Genomic DNA, 13594 nt, shown 5'->3' with positions numbered 1-13594 from the left:
AGATCGGGATGGGGACGGCAGACCCTCGGCCCAAAAACCTTTCGCCCCTTTCCCCTTTTTGCAGTCCCCTCAAAGCCCTCTGCAGTTTGCGAGCTCCGCTGCAAGCTTCGCCGCATTCTCAGGCTTCATCAGAAAAGCAGCCGCGGCCGCCTTCAGCTCCCCGGGGATCGCCGGCTTTGCAAAGAGCTCCGCATTCTCCGGCGTATCCGGGATCCCGGCAAGCCGCAAATTCTGTCTGCAGGCATCCGCATAACTGACATTTTCCAAAAAGCCCGATCCGATCCGTTTGCCGTCGGGTGACTCGATCCTGACCGCACCTTCCGAATACTCCGCCCCTGCCGCAAAAAATCCATGCTGACCCGTCAGAACGATCGGGATCATCACAAACCGTCTGCATCCCTCCGGGACCTCCGCAGTTTCCACAGTGATCTCCACCCGGTTCGGATACCAGGCGCGGGTCGTCAGATACGGACCGTCCGTCACAAAACTCTGCACCCAGTCGGTCACCTTCATCATCGCTTTGATCGGGAAATAGGATCCGTTTTGCTGAATAAACGATCCGACGGCAGGAGCCGTCATTATCCCCGGAGGAAGAGGGCCTGTCTGCATCACGAACTCCTTCTGCTCTTTTGTATGGATCGAGGAAAGAGCCAGCTCGGTGTCGTTATCGAACTGCACCTCCATCCAGTCCCAGCCGACCCCGGGCTTATCCTCAAGCATCCCCGCGGCACGAAGGACCTCGCTGCGCGGACTGCCTGACGGCATAAAACCGGTCCCCCACTGATTATCATACCAGAACTTCCCGCCCGCCAGACTGATCTCCTCTCCCTCGATCGAGAGTCGGCTCAGACCTGTATCGACCCGGAGATTCGGCACCGAATAATACAGCGTCCCGACCCCTCCGCAGCTTGGAAGCATGCCCTCTTCACCGTTGAGGACATAGCCTTTGGTCTGCGAAACGGTGATATCGATCGATATCTCGGCAGGCACCTCCTCATGGTTGTCGACCCCCCATGCCTGAAGCCTCAGCGGAAAGAGAGAATCCTTCGACTGAGATGAAATACAGTGTTTTCCAACCGAATACCGATACGGTTCGGTCGAAAAATCGATGAGACCCGTCGTTCCCGCGACGATGACCGGCCGGATACGGTAATGCCTCCTGCCCGCCGAACTCACCGCCAGATGGACCTCAACGATCTGATTCTCGAGATCAGTCAGTCCCGCCTCTTCTGCCATCTTCGGCGGAAGAAGAGCATACCGCCAAAACATCAGCTGGATCCCGTACTCCCTGCCCTGAGTATCGAAGACATTGCCGACGAAAAAGTGCCAGCCGACCTGATACTCAAACTGCGGGCGGTCATCATCGGGAAAGCTGAATTTTTTATCGGACGGCAGCTCCTTATACCCCCGGGCGCTGTCAAGACCGAAAAGATTGGTCATCGCATACGCCTGATGCGGCGTCAGATCCCCGGCGTATCTGGAAAGCTCGGTATAGCGCTTTGTATAATCCGGCGTGAAACTCTCAGGAGCGGCCAGAAGATCCGCAAGTCTCATCCGCATGCGTTCACCGAAAGCTGAGCTGGAATTCTTCCGGCCACCGATCCTCTGCAGGATTTCCGGCGGCAGCGCTTCGGGAATATATTCCCGCATCCACATCGCACGGGCAGTGTTTTCTGCGATTTCACGGCCCTGTACTTTTAAACCAGCGTTCCCGGTCGTCATATCTGAGTGAACGGCAGATGAAGCTAAATAGATTTCCCCAGCCCGTCCGGCGAAAATTTTAAATATCCTCCAGCCCCTTTTACCCCGTGCGAATCATGCCTCTTCCAAAACAGTACTCCCTGATGTATGCGCCGATCCTAAACTTCCTCTCCGACGGCGCCCCGCACAAACGAAAAGAGATCAAAGACAGCCTCATCGCTGTGTTCAGCCTGACACTGGAGGAACAGATCATGCAGACCGGCGGCAGAGGAAAGGGGATCTTCGACACGAAAGTGAACGACGCGCTGTTTTATCTCATAAAAACCGGCATGGTCGAACACAACGACACGACCATCTTCAAAATAACCGATATCGGGATGAATCTCTCAAATATGAAACTCAGGGTCATCGACGACGAGACCCTCACCAAACACGGAAACGGATTTCGGATCCTAAGTAAACAGCAGGAACCGGGAAAACGGCCCGAACCGGTCATGCAGAAAACGGTCCATGAAAAGATCTTCCTTCCGTCCCGCCCAAACGCCGCTCCGCAAAAATCCCAGACGGCAGCTCCCGTAAAAAAAGACCTCGACTTTCGCAAGGTCATCAACACCTCCCGGCAGGGACCCTGGCGTCAGAAAGTAGAGCGGTTCACCGCGGCATACAGCGAAAAGATGTCCCCTGAGGAGTCGGATGCGATCAAGCGGATAACCAAAAATAAGGATAAGAATCTCCCGCTCGGTTCCGAAGACGTGAAAACCCTGTATCTCCTCTTCGAAAAACTGCATGCACAAGATCCAAAGAGCCTCCTCTCCGTCCTTTGCATCGATGAAAAAGGACACGACATCGTGACGGATGCAAACGGGCCGGACCTCACGTAACCCGGCTCACTTTTTTTAAGCGCAGTATTTTTCTGATCTCGATCCAGTAGGTCGCGGCAAACGAGAGAAGAGCGACCCCGATGATCGGCAGGATCCCTGCCGGAGACAACTTCAGGTACTCGATAAAGAAGGGAACGTTCAGTGCGATGACCAGGAAAACCACCACGCCGACCATCCAGATGTTCATAGCTTTGCTGGAAAAGTAGCCGACACGGATCAGCGGAATGCGGCTCGTTCTCATATTCATCGCTAAAAAGATGTGAGAAAGCAGCCATGCGGCAAAGGCATAGGTCTGGGCTGCCGCCAGATCGCCGGTCATCCCCCAGCTGAAGAAGTAGACGGACAAAACAACCGCCGTAAGCGTGACACTGCCGGTAAAGATCCCGGAGATCATCTTTTTGTTCATGAACTTCTCGTTTGGGTCACGCGGTTTCTGCTTCAGCAGATCAGACTCGGCCGGTTCCACGACAAAGGATGTGGATGCGGAAAGATCCATAAATAGCTCCATGATGATGATCTGGATCGGAGCAAACGGAAGCGGAAGGTTCAGCAGGATCGGAAGCAGCAGCATAAAGACCAGACCGATCTTGCTTGCAAGCGTGTACATGATGCACTTGAACATGTTTTCATACAGACGCCTGCCTTCTTTGATCGCATCCACAAGGGAGGTGAAATCATCGTTCGTCAGGATCATGTCGGACGCTTCTTTCGCGACATCCGTTCCCGAGATCCCAAATGATATCCCGATATCGGCCGATTTGAGAGCCGGAGCGTCATTGATCCCGTCTCCCGTTACGGCGACCACCTGGCCGTTTTCATGCAGGGCGGCAACGATCCGGAGTTTTTCTTCGGGGTGATCCTGGCAAACACGTTACAGGTCATCACCTTTTCTTTGAGAGCGGCATCGGAGATATCGCGGATATCATCACCGGTAAGAACAGCGCATCCGGATATGCCTGCATCCTCCGCGACCCGGGCGGCGGTTCCCGCATGGTCGCCGGTTATCATGATGACCCGGACCCCAGCATTGGAAAACTCCCGGATCGCCGGTTTTACGGCTTCACGGATCGGATCATCGAAACTGATCAGACCGGCGAGGGTGTACTTCTCTTCCAAAGGTTCTTTCCATCCGGCGGCGATCGTCCGGTATCCGGCGGTGATAGATGCATTCAGCTGAGCGGTCATTTCCGGATCGGGACGGGAGAGGGCAAACACGCTTTCGGGAGCGCCTTTGATGAGATCGCGTTCTTTTCCCCGGCAGGCATACTTCATCAGAAATATTTTTCGGACTTCATCGAATCCGGAGTCATGGATAAGCCGGTTATCCTGCAGCAGAACGCTTCGTTCGCTCCCGAGCTCACCTGCTTTTTGCACAACTGCCTTGTCCATCGGGTCGCCGAGAAAGTTTCCGTCCTCGTCAAGCGAGACATCGGCCATAAGAACGCCGACGGTGAACAGCTGCTTTTCGTTTGCCTCGGTCCATGCCTCGATGCTCATCCTGTTCTCCGTCAGCGTGCCGGTCTTGTCAGTCGCGATCACCGTGACGCTGCCCAGAGTTTCGGCGGCCTTCGTCCGGCGGATGAGGACATGCTTTCCTGCGAGCTGGATCGCCCCAAAGCCAAGCAGCATCGTCATGATGATGGGGAGTTCTTCCGGGATCGTGGCGAGAGCAAGGGAAAGGCCGGTCAGGATCATATCCGGAAGGGACAGACCGCGGAAAAATCCGAGGATGGGGATCGCGATGCTGAAGATAACCGCGAGCCCTATCAGATTTTTGGTCAGGTGAAGCGTGGATCTCTGCATGGGGGTCTTTGGATCGGGAGCCTCCTGGGTCAGGCCGGCTATCCGCCCGAGTTCGGTATCCATCCCGGTCTGCACCGCGATACCGGTCCCTTTACCTTTCAGGATCACGCTGCCCATATGGATCATGTTCGTCCGGTCGCTGAGTCCCGCAGTCCGGGGGATTTTACCGGCGCTTTTTCCAACACCCATGGATTCGCCGGTGAGCTGTGATTCATCGACCTCGAGACCGCGGGCGGTCAGGATCCGAATATCTGCGCTGACCCGAACGCCGCTTTTCAGGATCAGGATATCTCCGGGCACGACAGAGGAGGCGGAGATCTCACCTGGTTTTCCGTCCCTGATGACCCAGGTCGTCGGAGCTCCCAGTTTTTTCAGGGCGTCCATACTTTTTCTGGCTTTGAATTCGGTGTAGACCTCAACTATTGTAACGAACAAAATGAGGATGAGGATCGTGATCGTGTCGCCGATCTGCCCCCATATGCTGTAGACGATGCCTATCAGGAGGGTGATCACGATGAGCGGTTCTTTGAGTTCAGACAGGAGTATCCGGAAAAATGAGATCCTGTTGTATTCGATTATAGTATTTGTTCCCGATTCCCTGAGGCGTTTTTCCGCTTCAGCGGAGGTGAGTCCTTTTCCGAGATCGACGGCAAAGGCTTTCTGCAGTTCATCGGCATCCAGGGCCCAGGGGAATTCAGGCGGATCCATGTTTTTTTTTCTCACCGCTGACACGGCCGGCGTGACATACTTCAAATAGGTCACCGTATCTTAAATATCTGACCCGGAATTTTTACAGCCAAAATCCCCGGCTTTCATCCTCTTGAAAAATACATGATAACGTGTGACATGCTAGACATTGTCAGTATTTATATATTCAGACGGTCAATACATCAGGTGTAAAATATCTGTGAGCCGGGACGCATGAGGGTTTGTCCTGTATCACAGACACGCAGGTCCCGGCTCTGATGGAGGCCACTACATGATTGACACCGGATCTGTTGCCTGGGTACTTGCTTCAACTGCCCTTGTACTTTTAATGACGCCCGCCCTGGGTCTTTTCTACGGCGGGATGGTTCGCAAAAAGAACTTTATTTCGGTTCTGATGCTTGTATTCTCATCACTGATGATCGTGATCATCCAGTGGTTCCTGATCGGCTATTCGCTGGTGTTTGGAACGGATATGCTGGTGATCGGCGGTCTTGAACATCTGGGATTTGCCGGCGTGGATTTTGGAACAACGCTTGGCCTGCAGATCCCCGACATGTTGTTTGCCGCGTTCCAGATGACGTTTGCCGGGCTCACACTCGCGATCATCGTCTCGGGGGTTGCCGAACGCGTGAAGTTTGGAGCGTTTCTGCTTTTCGGCGTGCTCTGGACGACTTTGGTGTATGATCCGATCGCCCACTGGCTGTGGGGAGGAGGCTGGCTCCAGCAGCTCGGCGCTCTCGATTTTGCCGGCGGAACGGTCGTGCATATCAGCGCCGGGTTCGGGGCGCTCGCTCTCGCGATCTATATCGGAAAAAGATCAGGGTTCGGTTCGTACAATTTACATCCCCAGAACATCCCGCTGACGTTTTTTGCCGGCGGTGTGCTGCTTTTCGGCTGGATGGGATTCAACGGAGGCAGCGCTCTTGCAGCGAGCGATCTCGCGATCCATGCGATCATGGTGACACTGCTTTCAGCGGCAGCCGGAACGATCTCCTGGATGATCGCAAACTGGCGGCATGGAAAACCCAGTTCGCTCGGTTTTATCTCGGGAACGATCGCCGGCCTTGGCGCGATCACGCCGGCGGCAGGATTTGTGAATATGTGGGCCGCGCTTTTAATCGGAACGGTCGCCGGGATCCTTTGTTACTACGCGCTTATCTGGCGTGTGAAGAAGGGATTCGACGAGAGTCTGGACGCCTGGTCGATCCATGGCGTGGGCGGGTTCTGGGGGACGATCGCCTGCGGTATCTTCGCGACGGCGGCGGTCGGCGGAGCGTCCGGTCTTATTGAGGGGAACGCCTATCTGTTCGGGATCCAGATCCTGGATGCATGCATTACCGCGGCGTTTGCGTTTGGAGCGACCTATTTCCTTGCCTGGATCGTGGACAAAACGGTCGGCCTGCGGGTCTCTGAGGATGAGGAGTATATCGGCCTGGACCTCACGCTCCACGGCGAGATGGTCAGATAAGGGAGCAGGTATTTGAGCAGATGTTGACAGGATGATACATATTCTGAAAATATCTGCTGATCTCTTTTTTTACGCAGACGGTATGCAATGTTCATGTCGATCCGATTCGAAAAGAGCCCCGTAAATCCTATGTAAAATCCGCGAAAAATTACCAGACCCTGCCGTCCACCCGTTTTGTACTCTTCGTCGGGGAAAGTTTTCGCATCATCACCTCAGACTTCGGCACATTTCGGTAAAGAGTATCCCCACCGGGGATGACCGCGAACGCATCGTTCTCTCCCACGCACCGAAGACCGGAGTGAGGCTCGTAGGGGAGAACTAACAGAAACTCGACCGGGTCACCGTATATCTCGGACAAAAGAGCTTTTTTCGCCGCGATCTCAGACAGGAATCCTTTGGTCCCCGCAGAACCGGAGATCACCTCCCCGAAGATACGGACACCGTCACTGGTTTTGATGAGAAGATCCATCTCCGCCGCGACGCGGCCCTTCATCTTAAACCGGATGCCGCCGTCCCGCGAATACCACAAACCGTCGGGGGAGTATTTATCATACGGAATAAAAACCGCATCGGCAAGTTTCGCGGCAATCGAAACAACAGAGGGGGAACTCTCCGATGCGCTCAAAAGAAGTTCATACGAGAGGGCTTCAAAAAACTCGCCGACCGCAGAAGGATGGAGGGGGTGTGCCTCGTCGTAAAGAACAGCGCGGCACGATTTCGGGAGATGATGAACGGCACGGCGGATATGCGAAAGCGTGACCTCCTCCGCGGACAGAAGTCCGGCAACCTCGGACGCCGACATCAGCGGTGAGTGAAGTACGCGATCACTTTTCCATCATTTACTGCGTCGATCTTGGAAAAGCCGACCCGCTCGAACTGAACGATCCGGCCCGCATACCCGCGAACCGCCGGCTCGCAGAACCCTTCGAAGATGCCTTCCGGCATAAGAAGCGAGCAGGGAGCAGCCATTTCGATCGGAAGCCACTGAACGATCGCAGCCTTAGAAGAACGTGCATCGGCAAGCGAATCACCCGCATATTCTGCCGAATTCGGACCAGTGATATTGATATTGAACAGATCCTTGAGCCGAAGCATCCCGCCTTTTTCCATCTCGCCCTTCGGCAGAAGAACGCGGCCCGTGAACGGAAGAACGCGTTCTCCCCGCTCGGGCTGATTTGGATATACCGGAGCATGTGCCTCGGTCTTGGGAGCGCCGGTGATCTCCACCTCAACAGGCTCGGGAACAAAGAAGTACCGATCCGCTCCGGCATCGATGACCGCTTTGTTCTGGGCAAACAGATTCTCCCAGGAGAACGAGATGTCCGTATCCCCCATACCGATATCGACCGTGGCAGCGCGAACTGCGTCGGGCTGAATGCCGCGGCGTGCAAGAGCGCGAAGCGTTCCCAGATGGATATCGTCCCATCCGGTGTAGAGACCTTCGTTGATCCCTTTGCGCATGCCGGAGGTTGACAATTCGAGTCCGGCGATCGACATTCTTCCGTAATGATAGAAGTACGGCATCTTCCAGCCGAAGTAGTTGTAGATATACTCCTGACGGCGGGTGTTGGCGATATGATCCTTCCCGCGGATAACGTGCGTCATGCCAAGCAGATGATCATCGACCGCCACCGAGAAGTTCATCAGAGGATAAACAAAGATCTCCGGCTTTCTCGGGTGGGGCGTGCTCGTTAAAACACGCATCGCGGCAAAATCGCGGACCGCCGGATCCGGATGAGCGATATCGGTCTTTACCCGGAGTGTGATCTCGCCTTCGGCATACTTTCCGGCAAGCATGTCGTCGAATCTCTTCAGATTCTCTTCGACGGAGATCTCGCGGCACGGACAGGCGATCTTCTTGAGCTTTTTCTCGCGGAACTCGTTGTTATCGCAGGTACACATATATGCTCCGCCGAGCTGGAGGAGTTTTCGTGCATACTCGTAGTAGACAGCAAAACGATCCGACTGATAGATCACATCGGTGATGCCGATACCAAGCCATGCAAGATCCTCTGAGACCATCTCATATGCGGACGGGTCGACGCGTTTTGGATCGGTATCTTCGACGCGGTAGTAAAATTTCCCGCCGTATTTTTTCACGTAGTAGTCGTTTAGAACCGAGGCGCGGGCGTGTCCCAGATGAAGAGGGCCGGACGGATTGGGCGCAAAACGCATGACGACCCCGGATTGTGCGTTCGGAAGTTCGGGAAGTTCATGGCTCCTCTCCTTCTTCTCATGCATCTTTTCTATTGCGCCGGGATTGAGAGACATCAGTTTCTCTTCGCGTTCCTCTATTGAGAGGGAGGCGACCTCTTCGAGGACCTCCGGAATGAGAGCATTGATCTCTTTTGCCTTGCTTCGAAGTTCGGGGTGGACACCCATCACGCTTCCAAGAATCGCGCCGGCACGGGGAACGGTCTTATGTTTGACGGCGTTTTCCAGTGCCAGGACATATATATCGTTTCGAATATCTGCATCTGCCATGTTGAGTAGATAGTATTGGCGGGACGGAGTGTTTATACTTACGGCTTTTCGGGTTTGCAGAAAAATGGTGTTCGCTAACAGGGTCGAACAAAACAAAATTCGCGTTCTAAAACCGCCAGCTCGTCACGCGTGTTGATATTGAACGCGAGACCCGGTTCATTAAGCAAAAGACAGAGTTCGTCCTGCACCTCGGCAACGAGACTTCCCATGAAAATATTTACTGCGCACGGAGTCGCCGGAACTCCGTTAATGATCTCGCGGTATCTCGGCTGCATGCCGTATCGTTCACAAAGAGCAATCGGGACCCAGGTTGAACAGGCGGGTTTGCCTGATGCATCATATGCCTCAAGAACCTGCCCGATGATGTCTGCCGTGAGGCAGGGGATATCCGCCGCGGAGGTGAAGAGCGGGCCGTCTTCTCCGGAGATCTCGACTGCTTCACAGAGATCCTCGACGTATCCGATCCCCTGCGTATCGATAAACAGAACATTGTTCGCCCGACACCAGTTCCGGGTAAAGGGCGTTTTATAGGAGGTCACAACGACCGGTTCACACCCGGCGTCAATGAATGCCTCAATCACCCAGGAGATCATCGGCCGGTCATGGACCATGACCAGAGCTTTTTCTCCGAGGCGGAGTCTTGAACCTTCACCGCCGGCAAGGATCAGCGCAAGCATGCAGACAGAGCCTCCACGACACGGAGGTTCTTCTCCCGCGTCTCGACCGAGATCCTGATCGATTCTAAGAGGCCAAACGACGTGCAGTCTCTGACAAGAACACCGTGTTCAAGCATCGACTCGGTGAACTCCGATGCATTTCTTCCAAGATGCACTAATATATAGTTCACCGAACTTGGTTCGAAGGAGAGATCAAGTTCGGTGAGACGGGCGAAGTACCACTCACGTTCAGCAGAGATCTTTTCCGCAGAGAGAACGAGATCGTCATAGTGATCAAGAGCCCGCATAGTGAAGGCTTCCGCAAAGGCATTCACCGTCCAGGGGGTCCGAACCGTCTCGATCTTTTCGATCAGATCGGCCGGACCAAAACCGAACCCGAACCTGATCCCGGGAACCGAGAAGCATTTGGTGATCGAACGCATCACAAAAAGATCATCTGACCTGATATCAGAAATAGATTCATTGCGTGCAGCGAGCTCCATAAAAGCTTCATCCACAAAGAGCCGGGAATTCTTTTTCGTACAGTCGTCCAAAAGAGCGAGCATTTCATCGCGTGATCGCAGAATTCCAGTAGGATTGTTCGGATTACAGATGATCCGGAGATCCGCATCCCTGCCGGAAACAACATTGGCGCCGGCAAGTTTCGCAGAAAGACCATACTCCCCAAATGTCGGAGGATCGATCCTGACCGTGTCGTTTGGAGAGAGAACAACATTGCAGTAGACTCTGATCAGTTCTGCAGAACCGTTCCCCACACAGATCTCATCGGTTGGCCGGGAAAAAACATGTCCGATTTTATCCTTTAATGCACTATATGTATCATCAGGATACACGCAGAGATCAACATCCCCGAAATCGCAGGGCACAGGAGGTAAAAATGGATTCATACTTGCACTCACGTCAAGAAGATCCGGACCATATTTTTGCCTTAGAGCAATAATCCGCCCGCCATGGACCGCTTTCTCAGGAAAATGTTTCTGCATTTTGTAGTATAATCTTAGTCTCCGGCGGCATAAATATACCACAGATAGAAACTGATTTTGTGTTAACACACAAATACCACACGATACATTTATATAATCAAACATCCAATTAGATTTTGTCCAAGATCGGACGTCAGCTCTATGTCTAACATTTGTCAGACAGAGGACAGACAATTGGCTGACAAAAGTCAGATTGGAGTTAAAATGGACAGAGTCACCATACGCCTACCCCCCCAGCAGGTCGAACTGCTTGAAAAACTTGTCCAGACAGGCGAGTTTCCCACTATTTCAGAGGCAGTCCGTTATGCAGTAAGAGAGTATCTTTCCAAGCGGGGAGACAGGATAGTGCGTGATAATGACCAGATTGTCACATTTGACGCACGATTATAACAGTAAAATCATTGGGGTGTTTACAAAAAATGCAGAGTATTATCAATGAAGCGCTGAAGAACTCAGAGCTCGAAAAAGGAATTCAGAAGACATCCATCGTTGACGACGATGACATGCTCGGACAGCCAAGGATCGTTATTGTAGGATGCGGCGGCGCAGGAAACAACACGATCAACAGACTCCACAACATGAAGGTCGCAGGTTCCGAAACCATCGCCATCAACACCGATAAACAGCACCTGGACATGATCCAGGCAGACAAGCGCGTTCTGATCGGGAAATCCCTGACCCGCGGCCTTGGAGCCGGCGGATTCCCGGACGTGGGCCGCCGTGCCGCCGAGATGGCACGCCCCACCCTTGAAGAGATCTTAAAAGATGCAGACCTCGTCTTTGTCACCGCAGGCATGGGCGGAGGAACCGGAACCGGATCCGCGCCGGTCGTCGCGCAGATCGCCAAAGAACACGGCGCGATCGTCATTGCAATGGTCAGCTACCCATTCCAGGTAGAGCGGGCGAGAATGCTCAAAGCCGAAGACGGTCTCGAGGCAATGCGCCAGGCAGCCGACTCGGTCATCGTTCTCGACAACAACAGACTCAAGAACTTCGTGCCGAATCTGCCGCTCGGTCAGGCATTCTCTGTCATGGACCAGCTGATCGCCGAGACAGTCAAAGGCATCTCCGAAACGATCACCGAACCCTCACTGATCAACATCGATTATGCAGATGTCCGCGCGATCATGAGCAAGGGCGGACTTGCCGTTATGCTCGTCGGCGAATCCAAACAGCAGAACAAGGCTGAGTCCGTCATTCGCGACTGTCTTGCCCACCCGCTTCTCGACATCGACTTCCGCGGAGCAACCGGCAGTCTGATCCACATCACCGGCGGAAACGATCTCACCCTCCACGATGCGGAAGAGATCGCCCAGCAGCTCACCTACGAACTTGACCCGCATGCAGATGTCATCTGGGGAGCACGGGTCCGCAAAGACTTCGAAGGAAAAGTATCAGTCATGGCCATCATGACCGGTATCCAGTGTCCGCAGATCTTAGGCGGCCACTCGGTCACCACCTTCCAGGCAGGCAACTCCTCCCAGACACCATCCTCACACAGTCCATCCGCCTCTCCCATGACCCATCAGCAAAACACTGCCACTGCACGCAGCGGCTCCTCGTTTGACTGGATCATGTAAAACACCATACTTCCACACACCGCAATACTATACCCCACCAGGATGAAGCATAACGCCGAAAGGTACGTCGTCGCCTTGGCGTATGCCCATCCTTTTTGGGCATATACTCCGGCAGACACCTGCACCGTCTGCCCAAAACACCCCAACCCTATGATACAGGGGTTGTGGTAAAAAAGACTGTTTTTTCATAAGAAGTATACGACACCTTTATTTCCCCATACCACCACTAATTATAGGAAAGTCGTATATCTGCGGAGTCGGAAGATTCCAACGAGTCGGCCGCCGGTACAGGAGATTGAATACTATCATTGAAACTTTGCACTTGTTTTTGCGTCATTTTTCATGCATTTTGGTATTATCTCCAGCGCGGGCGACCCTTGGATCCATCTCTCTGCGGACGGCTGCTCAGGATAGGTAAGAACGTTGACCGAAGATCTTGTCGATAAAAGAAAATTACTCCTTGAAGAGTCTGAAGAACACAAAGCAAAGCGGAACGAGTTGAACTCCCAGGCAAGCCAGTTTGCCCGCGAGAGAAACGAGTTGAACAACGCAACCCGCCAGTATGTCGAGGACGCACAGAAAAACAAAGAGCTCCGTGACCAGTCCAATAACGACGTTCAGTCCCTGAAAGAGAAGAGGAACGAGTTAAACGACAAGGCAAACACTCTCTTTGAAGAGATCGATGCCCTCAGAGGCGAACAGGGAACCGGTTCCGCGGCGCAGAGCCACGAAAAGAAACCCTCCGCAAAAGACATCCAGCGTCAGATCGACCAGCTCGAAGAGAGACAGCAGACTGAACAGATGTCCAAAGAGAAGGAAAATGAGCTTGTTGACAAAATCAAACAGCTCAGAGCCGAACTCAAGGACCAGGAAGTCGAGCACGAACAGAACAAAGAAGTCCGCACCCGTTTAATCGAGGCACGCGAGTACCGCAAACAGGCCTCTGCTATCCATGCAGAAGTTACTGAAAAAGCCGAGCTCGCCCAGAAACACCACGACCTTATGGTCGAGTGCTACAGAAAAGCCGACAAATCACGGGAAGGTGCAGATGCAAAACACAAACAGTTCGTTGAAGCACAGGAAGCTGCAGATGCAGAGCACAAACAGTTCCTTGAATGCCAGAAACAGCTGCGTGATTATGATAAGGTCCTGACAGGCATCCGCTCAAAGCAGAAGAAAGTCAAGAGCGTAAAAGAGAACAAGTCCGCAAGAAAGGAAGCAGAAACCATCTTCAACGCATTCAAGAGCGGCGAGAGGCTGACGACCGAGGACTTATTAAAACTTCAGCGCTCAAAGCTTATCTGAAGTT

The 13594-nt window shown here is 53.4% G+C and carries 12 protein-coding genes; 5 read left to right on the top strand and 7 right to left on the bottom strand.

All coding sequences use genetic code 11. The features are described from left to right. Nucleotides 1-69: 69 nt before the first annotated feature. Nucleotides 70-1722: a lipocalin-like domain-containing protein gene (locus EYA77_RS05645; protein WP_167816141.1), complete on the bottom strand. Its 1653-nt coding sequence runs from the start codon at nt 1720-1722 to the stop codon at nt 70-72. A 95-nt stretch (nt 1723-1817) separates the two neighbouring features. On the opposite strand from EYA77_RS05645, the gene EYA77_RS05640 reads away from it, so the two are divergent. Next, nucleotides 1818-2582, top strand: coding sequence for a winged helix-turn-helix domain-containing protein (locus EYA77_RS05640; protein ID WP_167816140.1), 765 nt, complete (start codon nt 1818-1820; stop codon nt 2580-2582). On the opposite strand, the gene EYA77_RS05635 is transcribed toward EYA77_RS05640, so the two are convergent. Both EYA77_RS05635 and EYA77_RS05630 read right to left on the bottom strand, forming a co-directional pair. Then, nucleotides 2575-3387, bottom strand: a complete 813-nt coding sequence (locus tag EYA77_RS05635) for an HAD-IC family P-type ATPase (protein ID WP_167816139.1) — start codon at nt 3385-3387, stop codon at nt 2575-2577. The two genes, EYA77_RS05640 and EYA77_RS05635, sit on opposite strands and share 8 nt — an antisense overlap. After that, nucleotides 3375-5093 (bottom strand): HAD-IC family P-type ATPase, encoded by a 1719-nt coding sequence (locus EYA77_RS05630; protein ID WP_167816138.1) that lies wholly within the window; start codon nt 5091-5093, stop codon nt 3375-3377. The genes EYA77_RS05635 and EYA77_RS05630 overlap by 13 nt, the downstream gene beginning before the upstream one ends. 271 nt (nt 5094-5364) lie before the next feature. On the opposite strand from EYA77_RS05630, the gene EYA77_RS05625 reads away from it, so the two are divergent. After that, nucleotides 5365-6561: an ammonium transporter gene (locus EYA77_RS05625; RefSeq protein WP_042697251.1), complete on the top strand. Its 1197-nt coding sequence runs from the start codon at nt 5365-5367 to the stop codon at nt 6559-6561. Between the two features lie 148 nt (nt 6562-6709). Here EYA77_RS05625 and EYA77_RS05620 read toward each other — a convergent pair whose 3' ends face one another. The 4 genes from EYA77_RS05620 to EYA77_RS05605 form a co-directional block, all read right to left on the bottom strand. Beyond that, nucleotides 6710-7363: a hypothetical protein gene (locus EYA77_RS05620; RefSeq protein WP_167816137.1), complete on the bottom strand. Its 654-nt coding sequence runs from the start codon at nt 7361-7363 to the stop codon at nt 6710-6712. Then, nucleotides 7363-9045, bottom strand: a complete 1683-nt coding sequence (locus tag EYA77_RS05615; protein ID WP_167816136.1) for a glutamate--tRNA ligase — start codon at nt 9043-9045, stop codon at nt 7363-7365. Before EYA77_RS05615 ends, EYA77_RS05620 begins: the two co-directional genes overlap by 1 nt. A 74-nt stretch (nt 9046-9119) precedes the next feature. Continuing rightward, nucleotides 9120-9722 (bottom strand): NTP transferase domain-containing protein, encoded by a 603-nt coding sequence (locus EYA77_RS05610; RefSeq protein ID WP_167816135.1) that lies wholly within the window; start codon nt 9720-9722, stop codon nt 9120-9122. Next, nucleotides 9710-10609, bottom strand: a complete 900-nt coding sequence (locus tag EYA77_RS05605) for a histidinol-phosphate transaminase (protein WP_245241199.1) — start codon at nt 10607-10609, stop codon at nt 9710-9712. Before EYA77_RS05605 ends, EYA77_RS05610 begins: the two co-directional genes overlap by 13 nt. Nucleotides 10610-10846: 237 nt before the next feature. Between EYA77_RS05605 and EYA77_RS05600 the strand changes: the two genes are divergently transcribed. From EYA77_RS05600 to EYA77_RS05590, 3 genes are all read left to right on the top strand, one after another. Beyond that, on the top strand, nt 10847-11095 hold the full coding sequence (locus tag EYA77_RS05600; protein ID WP_306463690.1) for a type II toxin-antitoxin system ParD family antitoxin: 249 nt from the start codon (nt 10847-10849) through the stop codon (nt 11093-11095). A gap of 29 nt (nt 11096-11124) precedes the next feature. Further along, nucleotides 11125-12285 carry a cell division protein FtsZ gene (ftsZ, locus tag EYA77_RS05595; RefSeq protein ID WP_042697233.1) on the top strand — a complete coding sequence of 387 codons (1161 nt, stop codon included), beginning with the start codon at nt 11125-11127 and terminating at the stop codon, nt 12283-12285. A gap of 423 nt (nt 12286-12708) precedes the next feature. After that, nucleotides 12709-13590, top strand: coding sequence for a coiled-coil protein (locus tag EYA77_RS05590; RefSeq protein ID WP_042697230.1), 882 nt, complete (start codon nt 12709-12711; stop codon nt 13588-13590). The last annotated feature ends 4 nt before the right edge of the window (nt 13591-13594 follow it).

Origin of the sequence: Methanocorpusculum sp. GPch4, assembly GCF_012062385.1 — an archaeon.
GTDB lineage: Archaea > Halobacteriota > Methanomicrobia > Methanomicrobiales > Methanocorpusculaceae > Methanocorpusculum > Methanocorpusculum parvum.
Note: the sequence above shows the minus strand (reverse complement) of the source record. Positions and strands in the feature narration are given on the sequence as shown.